Raw genomic sequence first — 17386 nt, forward strand, 5'->3', positions numbered from 1 at the left:
AGCTTATGCCGCAGCTTTTAATTTTGGATAACGAAGTAAAATGGCAAGGATGGCAAAGATCGCCAAGACCCAACAGTAATACACACTACCAATCAGTTCCACAGGCGAAAGTTTTGCGATCGAACAAGCCAGTAACAGCTGTGCGCCATAAGGAATGAGACCTTGGACTACGCAAGAGAAAATATCCAAGAGCGCAGCAGCACGTTTAGGGTCTACACCATATTCTTTCGCGACTTCACGTGCCATGTCACCAGATAAAATAATTGCGACAGTGTTGTTTGCCACAAATAGGTTGGAGAAACTCACCAAGAAACTGATACCAATTTCACCCGCGCGTTCGGCACCAACTTTAAAGCAGCGTGTCATGCTGTAAATACGTTGAATCAGCCATTCTAAACCGCCTTCTTTTTGCATAATGGCAGAAATACCACCTAAGAAAATAGAAAGCAGGGCAACTTCAAACATGCCGGTAAAGCCCTCATAAATAGAATTATTTAAGCTTAAAAAATTAAATTCAGGTTGAATCACCAAACCAATCAAACCAGACAGTAAGACACCAATAGTCAGCACAGCAAGCACGTGCAAACGTGAAAAGGCCAAAATAAATACGGCTAAATACGGCAGGATTAGCCACGCATTATAAGCTTTGTGTTCAATCGCTTGTGAACCTTGACTCATAATTAAATAGATACAGATGCTGACGATCGATGCAGGAACAGCAATCCAGACATTGACCTTAAATTTATCGCGAAGTTGAACTTTTTGACTGTTCGTTGCAGCAATGGTGGTATCTGAAATCATCGACAGATTATCACCAAACATAGCACCACCGACCACAGCACCAATGGCATACACCACTTCAATTTCGGTGACTTGAGTAAAACCAAAGGCAATTGGTGCACAGGCTGCAATAGTGCCCATGGAGGTTCCCATCGCTGTGGCAATAAAGGCCGCAATAATAAACAGCATAGGCAGCACGAACTCAGGCGCAATTACCGATAGTCCCAATTGCACTGTTGCATCGACACTACCGATGGCACTGCTGACACTGGCAAAAGCACCAGCGAGCATAAAGACCATGAACATTAAGATCAAATTCGGGTGGCTGGCACCTTTCATAAAGGTATCAATCGCGTCATTTATCTTGCCGCGATAGAGCAAAATTGCCAATACAATCGCAGGAAGAGCAGCGACTGGCGCTTTCACTTGATAGAACGCAAACTCAGTTCCAATGATGGAATGGTAAATACCACTGCCCAAAAAAATGGTCAGAAAAACAATAAGCGGGAGCAGTGCAAATGCCCGAGCAGGCACTTTCACTTGTGAATCGGAGGACATAGGAGATAAAAAAATAAAAGTATGCGGCTAGTATAAAGCAGGTTTTGCAATTTAAGGAAAATTAAAATGTAAATGCTAAGCCTGTTATTTTTAACATTTTTTTGATGATAAAATTAAGTTAATCTAAAACCTTATAATTTTGCCAGATCCTAAAATTAGGCATCTTTGATCATTGTGAAAAAAACTGAAATATCGGTAAATGATGCTTTCGGGTTGTTCTGGAAAATTATGTTTGCATGAGAAATGCCGACTGAGGATTGTATACCCTGTTCAATGGGTAAAAAATAGCGTTACAATGCGATGTCTTGTATTTCGACAAAACCCACATCATAGTTTTGATTCATTCAAGGAAAGTATAACCCTATGTCACGTTTAGCCACTCGATTTGGAACGCTTAAATCTCAACAGCGTAAGGCCTTGGTTTCTTATGTTATGGCTGGTGACCCTCATCCACAAGTAACGGTACCTTTGTTACATCAAATGGTTGAGGCAGGTGTAGATGTGATCGAATTGGGTCTTCCATTTTCAGACCCAATGGCGGATGGTCCTGTTATTGCACTTGCTGCTGAGCGTGCGCTTGCTGCAGGAACCAATACTCTAGATGCCTTGAACATGGTGAAAGAGTTCCGTAAAAACGATACAGAAACACCAGTAGTACTGATGGGCTATTTAAACCCTGTTGAAGTAATCGGCTATGAAAAGTTTGTTGCCTATGCACATGAATGCGGTGTAGATGGCGTGCTCTTGGTGGACCTTCCACCAGAAGAAGCAAAAGATCTAGATGCAGTATTGAAAAAATACGACATGGATCAAATCTTCTTACTTGCGCCAACATCCACTGATGAACGTATTCAGCATGTGGTGAAACAAGCCAGTGGATTTATCTACTATGTTTCTTTGAAAGGTGTGACAGGTGCAGCGACTTTAGACGTTGCTGAAGCTGCGGCACGTATTCAAAAAATCAAATCGTATACTCAGGTACCAGTTGGCGTTGGCTTTGGTATCAGTGATGCAGCATCGGCGAAAGCCATGGGTGTGGCTGCAGATGCGGTGATTGTAGGTAGTGCTTTTGTTAAACAATTTGCAAACTTAGCGCCAGAACAAGCTGTAATCGAAACAGTGAATAAAGTGAAGGAGCTTCGAGCTGCGCTCGATGAGTTAGTATGAGTCAAGACGCAAAAACAGGCAAAATTCTGAGCGCATCTACGCCATGGACAGAGCGTGCGGTACCAGGTATTCATGTACCTGATGAACAGCAAGCATTAAAGGCGACATTTACTGAGCCGACGATTGAATGTCCTGAGTGTCATGCACTTGTGACTCGTACTGCAATGTCATTTAATGCCTACGTTTGTCCGCAGTGTGATGAACACTTGCGAATGAAAGCGCGTGATCGTTTGAACTGGTTCTTTGACCAAGTACAAAAAGAATTGGGTCAAGAATTTAAAGCCAAAGATCCACTTAAATTTGTAGATAGCAAAGCGTATCCAGACCGTATGTCTGAAGCGCAGAAGAAAACCGGTGAAACAGAAGCTTTAGTGGTGATGCAAGGAACGCTGAAAGGCATTCCAATGATTGCAACCGCATTTGAATTTGATTTCATGGGCGGTTCAATGGGCACTGTGGTTGGTGACCGTTTTGTTCAAGCGGCTGAACTTGCGATTAAAGCAAAACAACCGCTTATTTGCTTCGCTGCCTCTGGCGGTGCACGTATGCAAGAAGGCATGTTGTCACTCATGCAAATGGCGCGTACTTCTGCTGCCATCCAAAAAATGAAAGATGCTGGCTTGCCTTATCTAGTGGTGCTGACACATCCAGTCTATGGTGGTGTGACTGCATCATTGGCAATGCTCGGTGATGTTCACTTGGCTGAACCGAAAGCCATGATTGGTTTTGCTGGTAAGCGTGTAATTGAGCAAACTGTACGTGAAAAATTGGAAGAACCGTTCCAACGTGCAGAATACTTGCTTGATCATGGTGTAGTCGATCAAATTGTCCACCGTCATGCATTACGTGATACAGTTTATCGTATTGTAGCGAAATTGATGAACTTGCCTTGAACACAGCACCACTTGCAACTGATTCTTTAAACACATGGCTCGATTATTGGAGCCATGTTCATGTTACGGGTATTGATTTAGGACTGGAGCGGGTAATTCCTGTTGCGGAACGACTAGGTGTAACCCAGCCTGATGCGAAAGTGCTGACGGTCGCGGGAACAAACGGTAAAGGTTCAACCACGACCACTTTGGCTGCGATTTTAAATGCCCAAGGTTATAACGTGGGGCTATACCAATCACCGCATATCTATCGATTCAATGAACGTGTAAAGCTTCAAGGTGTTGAAGTAGCCGACCAAACCCTGATTGATGCTTTTGTAGCTGTTGATCAGGCGCGTCGTGAATGTGAATTAAGTTTATCTTTTTTTGAAGCGACCACTTTGGCCGCTTTTGTTATTTTTAAACAACAACATTGTGATGTATGGGTACTTGAAGTAGGCCTAGGTGGTCGACTTGATGTAGTCAATGTTGTCGATCCAGATGTTGCAGTGATTACCAATATTGGTTTAGACCATACCGATTGGTTGGGCGACACCATTGAAAAAATTGCTTTTGAGAAAGCAGGAATTATTCGTCCGAATATTCCCGTAATTTTTGGTGGGCAGCAAGTTTTGCCTGAAGCTATTCGTCAAAAAGCAGAAGATTGCCAAGCCGCTTTACATGTACTCAATCGTGATTATTTTTATCAGTACAGTGATGATGGACAATCTTGGATGTTTGCCTCATCAGGTTCAACCTTAAAACTACCCGTGGGTTCTTTGGCACTCGAAAATATCTCTACGGCTGTAGCAGCAATATTAGCTAGTGGTTTGGTGGTCTCTCAGCAGTCGATCGCTCAAGGGATTATCAATGCCAAGTTACAAGGCCGTTTTGAAGTTAGAGAAATTGCAGGTAAAACGGTGATTTTCGATGCGGGACATAACCCGCATGGTGTTGAATTTTTGTTAAAGCAATTGCGAAATTTTCTCCAGTACAATAAACAATACACAGAAGTGATCAGCGTTTTCTCCATGCTGACTGATAAAGACATAAATTCTGTCGTTAACTTATTGAAAGATACGGTAAGAATGTGGAAAATTGCACAATTAAATGTGCCACGTGCGGCATCTATCACACAATTGGATAGCGCACTGCAGCATCAAGTCGTAGAACATTATGACAATGTGCAATTAGCTTTTAAGTCCGCGCTGGAAGAAACAAAGAATAATCAGCTGATTCTGGTATGTGGTTCATTTCATACCTTAGAAGCGGTATGGGAGTATCTGGAAGAATGTCAATGAATAACAAACAACGCTGGATGGGTGGTGTTGTTTTATTAGGTGGTGGTGTACTGCTGGCCGCACTTTTACTTAAAGGCAAAGAAGAAATACATCAAAATCAAAGCCAAACCCCTGAAATGGCTCAAGTTGAGCAACAAGGTCAGGGTGCGGGTAAAATGTCATCATTGACTGTTGATGTTGAAACTGAAAAGCGTTTGCTCGAAGAACAACGACGTACCCGTGAAAAATCGGTTGCGGAGCAAGAAGCACGTGCAGCAGAATTTTTAGCGATGCAACAACAAGCGGAAGCGGATGCAGCACGTAAAGCAGCAGAAGAATATGCAGCTTTAAACGCACATCGTTCAGCTCAACAAAGTTCGGATAATATTCCGCCCGAATTGGTTGAAGATGAAAAAGCCAAGCAAAAGCGTTTAGCTGAGGATAAGTTGGCGGCTCAAAAAAAGTTAGAGACTCAGTCGGCGCAGCAAAAGGCTGATCAGGCACGTATCGCAGCAGATAAACAAAAAGCCGAAGCAAAACGTAAAGCGGATGCTCAAAAAGAAGCTGAACGTAAAGCACATGCTGAAGCTGAGAAAAAAGCAGCAGATAAGAAAGCAGCCGAAGCGAAGCAACAGGCTGAAGAAAAGCGTAAAGCCGAAGAAAAACACAAGGCAGAAGAAAAGCGTAAAGCCGAAGAAAAACACAAGGCAGAAGAAAAGCGTAAAGCCGAAGCCAAGAAAAAAGCTGAAGCTGAAAAAGCACGTGATCTGTTGGAAAATGGCGATAAGCAATGGATGGTACAAGTTGCTCTAGCTGCCAATGAAGCCAATGCAGATGCCGTCGCTGCAAAATTACGTGCAAAAGGCTATAAAGTGACGAAGAGTCCTACATCTAAAGGCATTCGTATTATGGTTGGCCCTTCGAAGGACCGTGATGCTGCGGACGCAACACGTAAAAAGATCAATTCAGATGCAAGTTTGAATATGAAATCGGCTTGGGTGATTGATTGGGTACCTCTCGATAAACGCTAAGTTTATTTGAGAAATGACCTTTAATAAGATGGATTCAGTAGTTGTTGCTGAATCCATTTTATATTTTCAGGGCTGAATAAACGGTCAATATTTTTCCAAATAGGGTGGAAGCCATAGCCACCTTGTTTCATTTCACGTTTTGCTTCCTCAATGGACCAATGCTGAAAAATTATACGGTACATGGCCGCACTCGCGCCTGTACGGTCTGAGCCGTGGTAGCAATAGATTAATACTTTTTGCTGCTGTTGTTCAGCCACTTTTATGGTTTTCATCACCGCCAATAAATCTTCACGATCGATTTGCCACGTGTGTATCGGAATATGTACAAAATTAATCTTTTGCATATCAATAGCGTTGTCTAAGCGTTCTGGGTCATGGTGCCGTGAACGTAAATTTATGATCACATCGATGTGCTGTTCTCGTAGAACAGGGGCGAGATCTACATCAGGTTGTTCACTGCGAAATACTGTTGGGCTGATTTGATAAAAATTATGCTGTTGATGAACGACTTTTCCCCAATGCTGAGGACGTTCATTTAACGGTAATGGATTTGATGTCATGCAACCCGTGAAGCTGAAGCTAACACTAAGGAGGATCATTGGCAGGATTTTAGCGGTCATTGCTTGTGTTCTGATGGCGAGCGAGTTCGAATGGGTCATGTGCGCAGATGAGATCGATGTCCGGATGCTGTGCTAACTGCTGAATCTTATGAAGTGTGTGCAGTCGCTGTGTATTGTCGGTGGCAAATAAACGTTCAAGCTGATTTAAGGCCCGCGAATGAAAATTTGGATTTAATTGATGCTGTGAGTAATAAGCATCGCCGCAATATAACAACCAGCGCTGGTTATTTTTAATCGCAATACCGGCATGACCAGCGGTATGTCCCAAAAGTGGAAGCATTAAAATGTCATCTTGAAAAATAGATAGACCGGCAGTGTGTTCTAAGTTAAACCATGCTTGCGTCCCGATGCTTTCGATAAAATTCCAATAACGATGCAGTTGGAATTGCTGTGGTCGATAGCGCAGTCGTGATTTTAAGCTATGAAGGTTTTGAGTGGCATTATATTCACTGGCTAAGACATGCACAGTCGCCTGCGGAAAATCAGAGATCCCGCCAGCATGATCAAAATCTAAGTGTGACAACAAAATGTGTTGAACATCTTGAGCCTTAAAGCCTAATTTTTGAATTTGATGAATCGCACTCAGTTGCGGATTAAATTTGATCTGCGCTGTGCGTGAAATAAACCGACCTAAACGATTTTGTGGATGCAAATAATCTTGTAAGCCCAGTCCTGTATCGACTAAGACGAGCCCTTTATCGGTTTCAATGAGCAGGCAATGACAGACCAAATGTGCGCGAAAGCCTTTCTGTCCAAATAAAGGGGCACACGTTGGACAAAAACTACCACAATGTAAATGATGAATTTGATGAATCACGGTTTGTTGTTTTCAAGTTTTTCTTAGTTATAACGGAATTGTGATGTTTAACCAATCTAATCCCTGAGAGGAATTTGTAATCAAAAAAAGCTCATCCGGAGATGAGCAGGTTGGAGAATGCCAGAACGGGCTCGTCATTCGTTCTGAAGGGGGAAAACTATATTAACTATGGTTATGATCCTTAGTTTACTTAGGTGCTGCACTTAAAAATAGTTAAATTTGTACCTTCGCTTTGGTCACTCACAGCAGAGCTTCTTATCTTGCGCTCGGACAGCGTAATGCTCCGTTTTATCCTCACTTAGGTTGAGGCGTTAAACGAAGGTAAGGCGTAACTGCGTTATATCCTTGAGGAAAGCGTTGTTTGATTTCCTCTTCATCTTTTAATGACGGCACAATCACCACATCTTCACCTTGTTGCCAGTTGGCCGGTGTTGCAACTTTATGGTTGTCTGTCAGTTGCAAAGAGTCAATGACACGTAAAATTTCATGGAAGTTACGCCCTGTAGATGCAGGATAAGTAATGATTAAACGGACCTTTTTATTTGGATCGATGATCACCAAAGAGCGAACAGTTAATGTTTCGCTGGCATTGGGGTGAATGAAATCATAAAGGGTAGACACTTTACGGTCTTTGTCTGCAATGATCGGGAAGTTCACCGTGGTATTTTGAGTATTATTAATGTCATTAATCCAACCATGATGCGACTCAACATCATCAACAGACAGGGCAATGGCCTTGACACCACGTTTGCTAAATTCATCTTTTAGTTTTGCGGTAAATCCAAGTTCTGTGGTGCAGACTGGGGTGTAATCGGCTGGATGCGAAAATAAAATGCCCCAACTGTCACCTAAAAAGTTATAAAAATGAATGCTGCCTTCGCTTGAGTCTTGAGTAAAGTCTGGTGCAGTATCACCTAAACGAATCGTCATGGAATATCCCCGTATTTATTGAATTTGTTTAACTCAAAAATAAATATGAAGGATTTTTTTTATGATTAAAAATAGTGTTTTTTCATTTCTTTATGAATATATTTCATATAAAACAGTTTTATTGGGGGATAAATGCGAAATATCTCACGACAGAGTCACTATGTTGTCTGCAGAAAATTTGTTACATTAGCTTGCCTTAAGTCTCCGGGGCTAGAACCCGAGCGCAGAATATTTAAGGGGATTTTTGTGCAAAACCCTTGTACTTCGAATTTCTAGCACCATAATAACGACTAAGAAAATATATTCATTTGACAAGCAAGATTTAGAGAGTCTATTCATGTTGGCAAGTCTGATCGGAGGAATCTTCGGTACCAAAAATGAGCGCGAACTCAAACGCATGCGTAAAATCGTAGAGAAGATTAATGCGCTCGAGCCGACGATATCTGTTCTAAGCGATGCAGACTTATCTGCAAAAACTGAAGAATTCAAAGAACGTTATAAAAAAGGCGACAGCCTTGATAAATTATTACCTGAAGCGTTTGCTGTTTGTCGTGAAGCTGCAAAGCGTGTCATGGGCATGCGTCATTATGATGTACAGCTGATTGGTGGTATTACTTTACATGAAGGTAAGATCGCAGAGATGCGTACCGGTGAAGGTAAAACCCTCATGGGAACGCTTGCTTGTTACCTCAATGCGATCAATGGTGAAGGTGTTCACGTGATTACGGTGAACGATTACTTGGCGCAACGTGATGCTGAATTAAACCGTCCATTATTCGAATTTTTAGGTTTAAGCATTGGGATTATTTACTCAATGCAAGACCCAACTGAAAAAGCTCAAGCGTATCGTGCTGACATTACTTACGGTACCAACAACGAATTCGGTTTCGATTACTTGCGTGACAACATGGTGTTTTCTGCTGCTGAGAAAAAACAGCGCAGCTTAACCTATGCCATCATCGATGAGGTCGATTCGATCCTGATTGATGAGGCACGTACACCTTTGATCATTTCTGGTCAATCAGAAGACTCATCACAGTTGTATGCTGCCATTAACAGCATTCCACCAAAACTTCATGCACAAAAAGAAGAGAAGGTACCAGATGGTGGTCACTTCTGGATTGACGAAAAACAGCGCTCAGTAGAAATGACCGAAGTCGGTTATGAAACTGTTGAAGCTGAATTGATTCAAATGGGCTTGCTTGCTGAAGGTGAAAGTCTATATTCATCTGCTAATTTAAACTTGGTGCACCATGTTTCTGCGGCCATTCGTGCGCATTACCTATACCAACGCAACGTGCATTACATCATCCACGAAGGTGAAGTGATCATTGTCGATGAAAACACTGGTCGTACCATGCCGGGTCGCCGTTGGTCAGAAGGTTTGCATCAAGCAGTGGAAGCAAAAGAAGGTTTGGAAATTCAACCTGAAAACCAAACTTTAGCAACTACAACATTCCAGAACTATTTCCGTCTATACAAAAAATTATCAGGGATGACGGGTACAGCAGATACTGAAGCTGCAGAGATGAAAGAAATTTATGGCTTGGATGTTGTACTTATTCCAACCCATCGCCCGATGATTCGTAATGACCAAAACGATTTAATTTATTTAAATCGTGAAGGTAAATACAACGCCATCATTCAAGAAATTCAACGTGTTCATGAGGCGGGTGTTGCACCGATTCTGATTGGTACAGCAACCATTGAAGCCTCTGAAATTTTATCAGATAAGCTGAAAGAAGCTGGTATTCAACATGAAGTACTTAATGCGAAACAACATGAGCGTGAAGCGGATATTATTGCGCAAGCGGGTTCACCTCGTGCAGTGACCATTGCGACTAACATGGCTGGTCGTGGTACTGATATTCTGTTAGGTGGTAACTGGAAAGCGTTGCTGGCGAAGATTGAAGAGCCGACTGAAGCAGATGAAGCACGTTTGAAAGCAGAGTGGGAACAAAATCATGAAATGGTGCTGAACTCTGGTGGTTTACACATCATTGGTTCAGAACGTCATGAATCTCGTCGTATTGATAACCAGTTACGTGGTCGTGCGGGCCGTCAAGGTGACCCAGGTGTATCACGTTTCTACTTGTCGCTTGAAGATGACTTGATGCGTATCTTCGCGGGTGATCGCGTAGTTGCAATGATGCGTGCCATGGGTCTGAAAGAAGATGAAGCCATTGAACATAAAATGGTGTCACGTTCGATTGAAAATGCACAACGTAAAGTTGAAGCACGTAACTTCGATATTCGTAAAAATCTATTGAAATACGATGACGTAAACAACGAGCAACGTAAGATTATTTACTCTCAACGTGATGAAATTCTTGAAGAAGCATCATTGCAAGATTACATCGAAACAATGATTCACGATGTGACTAAAGGCATGATCGAAGTATATATTCCACCCGAGTCTATTCACGATCAATGGGATATTGAAGGTCTTGAAAAAGCACTTCGTGAAGATCTATCGATTGAACTGCCAATTTCACAGTGGCTAGAGCAAGATCGTCGTTTAGATGAAGAAGCTTTGGTTGAACGTATTACTGATGAAGTTCTTCAGCACTACCGCTCACGTCGTACGCAAATGGGTGACGAAACAGCTGCAATGCTAGAACGTCACTTTATGCTGAATTCATTGGACCGCCATTGGAAAGAGCATTTGGCAGCGATGGATTACTTACGTCAAGGGATTCATTTACGTGGTTATGCGCAGAAAAATCCTGAGCAAGAATACAAAAAAGAAGCCTTTAACTTATTTGTAAACATGCTTGCGGTGATTAAGTCAGATGTCGTGACAGATTTATCTCGTATTCATGTACCAACAGCCGAAGAACTTGCAGAAATGGAAGCTCAAAAACAGGCTCAAGCAGAATCAATGAATCTTCAATTGTCACACAATGACTTTGATAATTTATTGGCTGAAGCTAATGGTGATGACATTATCGATGCGCAATATACACCTGCAGAGCAAGTGATTGTGCCACCGGAAAGCCGTAACTCACCGTGCCCATGTGGTTCAGGTCTGAAATATAAACAGTGTCACGGTAAAATTTAAACAGCATTGTTTAATTTCAAATAAATCAGAGCCTTCGCGCTCTGATTTTTAATTTACACTGCTGATCTGACCTGAATAGTATTTGCAGTTCAGCAGATTAAATGTTATTTAGTTTCTATCAATAACCGTAAGACGGAAAAGACAATGAAAAAAGTACTAAAACCGTTCATGATTGCTGCTTTGGCTTTGCCAACTTTTGCCTTTGCAAACGCTCCTCAGACGACTTCTGTCGAGAAAGTTCAACAAGCAGTTGGTCCAACAACAACTCAAGTACAGGTTGGTACTGACGGTCAAGTGACTGTAGCAAGCCCGCGTACGGGTATTCGCTATACCTTTGCCAATCCAAATCGTCCGATCGTATTGCAAACTGCGAAAATTGCAGCAGCCAATGCGGCGAATGCTGACCGTATTGTGGCTGAAAACCCAGCACTTTCTGCTGCGAGTCAACAAAAAGCGAAACAAGTGCTTCTTGATGAAGCAACTCAGCTGGCGCGTAACTAATTTACGACGAACAGTGGTAAAGACCAGTCGGAAGACTGGTTTTTTTATGTGCAAAAGAAATCCACAATAAAATTACAGCAAAACCGTGCTTCTGCTCGATTTTTTATAGTTTTTGCACTAAGCTGTATTTTTTATAACTCATATAGTTGGACGTTGAAAAATGGCAGTTGGTGACGTATCTATGCCACAGATGCATGTGGTGAAAGGTGTAAAAATCGGTTCGGCTGAAGCGTATGTGCGCTATCAGAACCGACGTGACCTTGTCATTTTTGAATTTGCTGAAGGTTCTAATGTTGCAGGCGTTTTTACTCAAAATGCATTTTGTGCAGCGCCGGTTCATATTTCGAAAGCGCACTTATTAGCAGGTAATCCACGTTATTTAGTGATTAACACCGGAAATGCCAATGCAGGTACTGGCAAAATCGGTATGGCAAATGCTGAAGCGACATGTGCGAAACTGGCGGAACTGGCAGGTGTTCAAAATACAGAAGTCCTTCCTTTTTCAACGGGTGTAATTGGCGAGCAATTACCTATTGATCGTTTGGTTCAAGGCTTGCAACCCGCATTAGATAGTTTACAAGAAGATGCTTGGTTGGATGCGGCAACAGGCATTATGACCACAGATACCACACCTAAAGGTGCATCTGAGCAGTTTGAGCTAGATGGGGTTCTGTATACCATGACTGGTATTTCTAAAGGTGCAGGCATGATTCGTCCAAATATGGCGACCATGTTGAGTTATGTAGCAACTGATGCACCCATTAGTCGTGAGTTAGTGCAACAACTTTTGAAAACCACAGTTAACCTGTCGTTTAACCGTATTACGGTGGATGGTGATACCTCAACGAATGACTCATGTATTTTGATTGCAACGGGTCAAGCTGGTGGCGTAGAAATTACTTCAGAAACAGATTCACGTTATGCTGCTGTTTTAGACGTGTTAACACGTGTGATGAAACGTCTTGCACAGCTCATTGTTCGTGATGGTGAAGGTGCGACGAAGTTTATTACTGTGGCGGTAGAAGGCGGTGCAGATACTCAAGAATGTTGTGATATTGCTTATAGCATTGCACATTCACCGTTGGTTAAAACTGCAATCTTCGCATCAGATCCAAACTGGGGTCGTATTTTGGCAGCAATTGGTTATGCCGGTGTGCCAAACTTAGATGTTGAAAAAATTCAGGTCTGGTTGGGTGATGTTCAAATCTGTAAAGATGGTGGCGCAGCAGCAGATTATACCGAAGCAGCAGGGGCTGCGGAGATGGAAAAATCTGAAATCACGATCCGTGTAGATTTAGGGCGTGGCAGTGCTCAAGATACTGTGTATACCTGTGATCTGTCGTATGACTATGTCAAGATTAATGCAGATTATCGTTCATAAGATATTTGATGTTTTTGAAAAGCCTCCGTTGTGAGGCTTTTTTATAAGTGGAACTTTTTAATGACCGGTAAAAAATAGCCAAGTGCCATATTTATGGGTCAGTTGTGAAGCACCTGTGTAGTAGCAGGCATTAAGGGTAGAGAAGACGTTGTGATGAATAATGCAAACAACTTAATTGCAAATGAAGCAAAATCAATTGTACAAGCGCATTTGGATCGTTTGGGCGATGTTAAAGAGCATCACTTAACGGAAGCTGCAAAGCTTGAAAAGTTTGAATTAATTAAAGCGGAACTCAAAAAACGTAACGCTGTCCTTGTTGCACACTATTACTGTGATCCTGAAGTGCAGGAACTAGCAGAACTGACAGGTGGGTGCGTTTCGGATTCACTTGAAATGGCACGTTTTGGTCGGGATCATGAAGCAACGACGTTGGTGGTTGCAGGGGTGAAATTCATGGGGGAGACCTCGAAGATTTTATCTCCTGAAAAAACCGTACTGATGCCTACTCTAGAGGCAACATGCTCACTTGATTTGGGCTGTCCGGTCGATGAATTTACTAAATTTTGCGATGCACATCCGGATCATACAGTTGTAGTATATGCCAATACCTCGGCAGCAGTGAAAGCGCGTGCAGATTGGGTGGTCACCTCGAGCTGTGCAGTTGAAATTGTTGAGCATTTAGATAGTTTAGGCGAAAAAATTATTTGGGCACCCGATCAGCATCTCGGTCGTTATATTCAAAAGAAAACCGGTGCAGACATGTTGCTATGGGATGGGGCATGTATTGTTCATGAAGAATTCCGTGCGCGTGGTATTGCCAATATGAAAGCGTTGTATCCTGATGCAGCAGTTTTGGTGCATCCAGAGTCACCAGAATCTGTGGTGGATATTGCAGATGCCGTCGGTAGCACCTCGCAACTGATCAAAGCTGCACAAACCTTGCCACACGAACGTTTAATCGTGGCAACAGATCGTGGTATTTTTTATAAAATGCAGCAAGCTGTACCAAATAAAATTCTCATCGAAGCACCGACGGCAGGTGAGGGAGCGACTTGTCGTTCATGTGCGCATTGCCCTTGGATGGCGATGAATGAATTGGATGGCATTCTGGAAGTTTTACAAAAAGGCGATCAGGAAATTTTTGTAGATCCGGCATTGGCTGAGCGTGCTAAATTGCCTTTAGATCGGATGTTGAATTTCAGTGCCAGTTTAAAACGTTAATTTTTGCTTGAAAAATGATTAAAGTGCTTGATAAATAATCGCTTGAAATGATTTTTTATGTTTTTTTGAAGATAGGTGTTGACGTTAATCAACGTCACGCCTAGAATGCACACCGTACCGCACGATATGCGATACAGCGAAAGCTGAGATGAAACGGAGCATAGCACAGCCTGGTAGTGCACCTGGTTTGGGACCAGGGGGTCGTAGGTTCGAATCCTACTGCTCCGACCAATTTCTCAAGGCAAAAATCGCGTGATAGTCTATGTCATCGGTAATGCGCCTGTAGCTCAGTTGGATAGAGCATCCGCCTTCTAAGCGGATGGTCACAGGTTCGAATCCTGTCAGGCGCGCCATTATAATGGTGTTCTGATACTAGAATCTGAAACTTGTTGTGATGGTGGATGTAGCTCAGTTGGTAGAGCCCCGGATTGTGATTCCGGTTGTCGTGGGTTCGAATCCCATCATTCACCCCAATTCGGAGCATAGCACAGCCTGGTAGTGCACCTGGTTTGGGACCAGGGGGTCGTAGGTTCGAATCCTACTGCTCCGACCATTTTCTCAAAGAAAACGGTCGATAAAAGATACCGCATACAGCGGTTTTTTTATGCCTGTAATTTAAAATGCGTTATATTGGTTATTCACAAGCAAGAACATGATGGTGGATGTAGCTCAGTTGGTAGAGCCCCGGATTGTGATTCCGGTTGTCGTGGGTTCGAATCCCATCATTCACCCCAACTTTTAAAGTTGAAAGCGGAGCATAGCACAGCCTGGTAGTGCACCTGGTTTGGGACCAGGGGGTCGTAGGTTCGAATCCTACTGCTCCGACCATTTATCTCAAAAGCAATACTATGAAAAAGATGCCGCATTTAGCGGTTTTTTTATGCCTGAAATTTATAAAAAATAAAAAAGCCACCTGAAGGTGGCTTTTCCAAATTCCGCTATTTAGGGGATGATGGTGACATTTACACGACGGTTGATGGCACGATTTGTTTCGGTGTCATTGGAAACCATCGGCTGTTCAGCACCACGGCCAATAATTTGAATATTTGAACTGTTATAACCTTGCTTTAAAAAGACGTTTGCGACGCTTTGCGCACGTTTTTCTGACAGTTGTTGGTTGTAATTGGCTTGTCCAACATTATCCGTATGACCAATAAACTTAATTTTGTTTAGGTCATATTTAATCAGTTGAGTGGCGAGGGTATTTAGTTTGCCTTCTTGGTGAGGTTGTATTTGATAATCATCAAAACCAAATAAAAGTCGTTCTGGTAGGGCAAGTGTCCAACCATCATTGGTCAAGACAAAACCTTCTTTTTTAAGCATACGTGCTTGTTTATAGCTTAAGTTACCTAAACTCATGCAGGCTGTCATAGTGGCCGTGAATGCAAGTATAAATAAAACTTTAAATGCGTTCTTTAACATAGCAAATCCTATGAGTTGGGGCGGTGTAGTGCAATGCACCAATGATTATTCGAAAGTTTAGCATCATACATCGCGCGTTCCGCATCTGCGATCAAATCTTCTGGCGATTTTGCATTTTGGATCAGTGCCACACCAATATTAGCTTGTAATGCAATATTATGTTGCTCATAAACAAATGTGGAACCATAGCATTCATGTATTTTGTGACAAAAGACTTCGAGTTCTGTCAAGAAATTTAAACGATTGATAATAATTGCAAATTCATCACCACCGAGTCGCGCAACGAAAGCATCATCTGGCAGTGCTTGTTTTAAACAATGTGATGAGGCACGCAGTACTGCATCCCCAGCTAAGTGTCCATATTGGTCATTCACATGTTTAAAGTTTTCAATATCTACAAAGAACACAGCAGCATTCGCTTGTAAGTCAAAAAGTTCAAATAGCTTTTCATAAAAATAATTACGATTTGGCAATTGGGTTAATGCATCATGACGTGCTAGATGAATAAGTTTGTCATTTTCTGAAATTAAGTTTTTATTCGACTGTTCGATTTCACTGAGTAAGCCATTAAAGGCGGTACTAAGCGCGTGTAATTCTTGAATATCGGAATTTGAAACCCGCATTTTATAATCTTTCTTAATGCTAATGGTCTGAGCAGATTCAACAATAGAGCGAACGGATTGCATTAAGTATTGATAAACAGAATTCACCGACCAAAATACGGTAGCCAATAAAAGAATAAAACCTAAAAATAAACCCAATAAAATTTTATGGAAGAAACTAACTAAATCTGAAGAGTTTCCATATACGATTAGTTCACCATAACTTTTCTGATCATGATGGATATCTAAACGAATCGGTTGGCTAAAAAAGAAATAATCCAAAATCGCTTGGCTGGAAAAAGTTGAAATTTCTTGTTGTTCAGTATGTGCGAGCGAGGCATTTTGATGGTTAGTAATTTCTATCGATCGAATGGGATACAGTCGAGTGTATTCGTTTAAAATTTGACGCATCGTTGTTTGGTCATTAAACACCACAGCAGGTTGAACGCGTTCATTTATTGCATTCGATAAAATCGTTAAGCTGTTTTTTGCATAGGTATGCATGGTATAGGTGGAAATAACCAAAAAAATCGCAGAACAAATCGTAAAAGTTAAAGCAAAGATGGTGAGCTGCGAACGTGTAAATAATTGGTGTAATGTAATTGGGTTGTAGAGTTGTTTCATTCAGCTGACTCCGATGACTTCGCCAGTAATAAAACGCGTGGATCAATATGTATTTGTGACTGCGTTAAGCTTTCCATATTAATTTTAAACGAATAACTCTGATTTTTTTTATACAAACAAAATGCACTGCCAGACTCACACTCACTATTGTTACTACTTAGAGAGAGGGCGGGGAAATTAACATGGTTGTTTAAAATACTTTGTTCTTCTTTTGCTGATAGATTAGAAAAAAATAAAACTTGGCAATGACTAGACTTGATGTCATTTACATTGATGGCTGTAATTTTATAAGTGCTGTGGGTTGGCGCAAGTTTTTTAAAATCATTGACTAAACTTGAATTATTAATCACACAAAATTTGGGTGAAGTGGTTTCCCACTTGGCATAACTCAAAATAGAGAAAGTGGTTGTGAAAATATTTGCTGTGGGAGCTGCATATAATAAGGGTGAAATGGAGCACGCCATTATTAAATAGGCAGTTTTTTTAAAAACAACCATACGAAATCAAAAATGTCTTAAA

General features: G+C 41.8%; 15 protein-coding genes and 6 tRNA genes. 14 read left to right on the forward strand and 7 right to left on the reverse strand.

Going from position 1 to position 17386, the window contains the following annotated elements; translation table 11 throughout:
- Positions 1 to 3: 3 nt before the first annotated feature.
- Complete coding sequence (locus MST17_RS03040) at positions 4 to 1338, reverse strand: Na+/H+ antiporter NhaC family protein (protein ID WP_180027140.1); 1335 nt, start codon at positions 1336 to 1338, stop codon at positions 4 to 6.
- 363 nt (positions 1339 to 1701) lie between these two features.
- Here MST17_RS03040 and trpA point away from each other — a divergent pair, with 363 nt between their 5' ends.
- The 4 genes from trpA to MST17_RS03060 are packed head-to-tail and all read left to right on the forward strand — an operon-like array spanning position 1702 to position 5688.
- Positions 1702 to 2505, forward strand: a complete 804-nt coding sequence (trpA, locus tag MST17_RS03045; RefSeq protein ID WP_078191221.1) for a tryptophan synthase subunit alpha — start codon at positions 1702 to 1704, stop codon at positions 2503 to 2505.
- Positions 2502 to 3398, forward strand: a complete 897-nt coding sequence (accD, locus tag MST17_RS03050; protein WP_180005414.1) for an acetyl-CoA carboxylase, carboxyltransferase subunit beta — start codon at positions 2502 to 2504, stop codon at positions 3396 to 3398. Before trpA ends, accD begins: the two co-directional genes overlap by 4 nt.
- Positions 3395 to 4678 carry a bifunctional tetrahydrofolate synthase/dihydrofolate synthase gene (gene folC / locus MST17_RS03055; protein WP_180027139.1) on the forward strand — a complete coding sequence of 428 codons (1284 nt, stop codon included), beginning with the start codon at positions 3395 to 3397 and terminating at the stop codon, positions 4676 to 4678. The genes accD and folC overlap by 4 nt, the downstream gene beginning before the upstream one ends.
- Entirely contained in the window at positions 4669 to 5688 is a 1020-nt protein-coding gene (locus tag MST17_RS03060; protein ID WP_373683938.1) for an SPOR domain-containing protein, read from the forward strand. The genes folC and MST17_RS03060 overlap by 10 nt, the downstream gene beginning before the upstream one ends.
- Positions 5689 to 5708: 20 nt before the next feature.
- Here the strand turns inward: MST17_RS03060 and MST17_RS03065 are convergent, their stop codons facing one another.
- From MST17_RS03065 to MST17_RS03075, 3 genes are all read right to left on the reverse strand, one after another.
- Positions 5709 to 6308 carry a dual specificity protein phosphatase family protein gene (locus MST17_RS03065; protein WP_180027138.1) on the reverse strand — a complete coding sequence of 200 codons (600 nt, stop codon included), beginning with the start codon at positions 6306 to 6308 and terminating at the stop codon, positions 5709 to 5711.
- Positions 6298 to 7125: an MBL fold metallo-hydrolase gene (locus MST17_RS03070; RefSeq protein WP_180027137.1), complete on the reverse strand. Its 828-nt coding sequence runs from the start codon at positions 7123 to 7125 to the stop codon at positions 6298 to 6300. Before MST17_RS03070 ends, MST17_RS03065 begins: the two co-directional genes overlap by 11 nt.
- Before the next feature lie 294 nt (positions 7126 to 7419).
- Positions 7420 to 8055 (reverse strand): peroxiredoxin, encoded by a 636-nt coding sequence (locus tag MST17_RS03075; protein ID WP_180027136.1) that lies wholly within the window; start codon positions 8053 to 8055, stop codon positions 7420 to 7422.
- Positions 8056 to 8392: 337 nt separating this feature from the next.
- Between MST17_RS03075 and secA the strand changes: the two genes are divergently transcribed.
- From secA to MST17_RS03125, 10 genes are all read left to right on the forward strand, one after another.
- Positions 8393 to 11116 carry a preprotein translocase subunit SecA gene (secA, locus tag MST17_RS03080; protein WP_180011742.1) on the forward strand — a complete coding sequence of 908 codons (2724 nt, stop codon included), beginning with the start codon at positions 8393 to 8395 and terminating at the stop codon, positions 11114 to 11116.
- A gap of 144 nt (positions 11117 to 11260) precedes the next feature.
- Positions 11261 to 11617 (forward strand): hypothetical protein, encoded by a 357-nt coding sequence (locus MST17_RS03085; RefSeq protein WP_078191213.1) that lies wholly within the window; start codon positions 11261 to 11263, stop codon positions 11615 to 11617.
- 160 nt (positions 11618 to 11777) lie between these two features.
- Complete coding sequence (gene argJ, locus MST17_RS03090) at positions 11778 to 12998, forward strand: bifunctional glutamate N-acetyltransferase/amino-acid acetyltransferase ArgJ (protein WP_180005408.1); 1221 nt, start codon at positions 11778 to 11780, stop codon at positions 12996 to 12998.
- Between the two features lie 153 nt (positions 12999 to 13151).
- Positions 13152 to 14219, forward strand: a complete 1068-nt coding sequence (gene nadA / locus MST17_RS03095; protein WP_078191211.1) for a quinolinate synthase NadA — start codon at positions 13152 to 13154, stop codon at positions 14217 to 14219.
- Positions 14220 to 14373: 154 nt separating this feature from the next.
- Positions 14374 to 14450, forward strand: a tRNA-Pro gene (locus MST17_RS03100).
- A 45-nt stretch (positions 14451 to 14495) separates the two neighbouring features.
- A tRNA-Arg gene (locus MST17_RS03105) sits at positions 14496 to 14572 on the forward strand.
- 44 nt (positions 14573 to 14616) lie between these two features.
- A tRNA-His gene (locus tag MST17_RS03110) sits at positions 14617 to 14692 on the forward strand.
- Between the two features lie 3 nt (positions 14693 to 14695).
- Positions 14696 to 14772: transfer RNA gene (locus MST17_RS03115), tRNA-Pro, on the forward strand.
- 105 nt (positions 14773 to 14877) lie between these two features.
- Positions 14878 to 14953, forward strand: a tRNA-His gene (locus MST17_RS03120).
- A 17-nt stretch (positions 14954 to 14970) separates the two neighbouring features.
- A tRNA-Pro gene (locus tag MST17_RS03125) sits at positions 14971 to 15047 on the forward strand.
- A gap of 114 nt (positions 15048 to 15161) precedes the next feature.
- Here MST17_RS03125 and MST17_RS03130 read toward each other — a convergent pair.
- Genes MST17_RS03130 through MST17_RS03140 form a run of 3 tightly spaced genes read right to left on the reverse strand, consistent with a single transcriptional unit; the run spans position 15162 to position 17364 of the window.
- Positions 15162 to 15641 (reverse strand): OmpA family protein, encoded by a 480-nt coding sequence (locus MST17_RS03130; RefSeq protein ID WP_180005407.1) that lies wholly within the window; start codon positions 15639 to 15641, stop codon positions 15162 to 15164.
- An 8-nt stretch (positions 15642 to 15649) separates the two neighbouring features.
- Entirely contained in the window at positions 15650 to 16867 is a 1218-nt protein-coding gene (locus tag MST17_RS03135; RefSeq protein ID WP_180027135.1) for a diguanylate cyclase domain-containing protein, read from the reverse strand.
- Entirely contained in the window at positions 16864 to 17364 is a 501-nt protein-coding gene (locus tag MST17_RS03140) for a YfiR family protein (protein ID WP_078194120.1), read from the reverse strand. Before MST17_RS03140 ends, MST17_RS03135 begins: the two co-directional genes overlap by 4 nt.
- Between the last annotated feature and the right edge of the window lie 22 nt (positions 17365 to 17386).

Origin of the sequence: Acinetobacter sp. YH16056_T, from assembly GCF_024605895.1 — a bacterium.
Classification (GTDB): Bacteria; Pseudomonadota; Gammaproteobacteria; order Pseudomonadales; family Moraxellaceae; genus Acinetobacter; species Acinetobacter amyesii.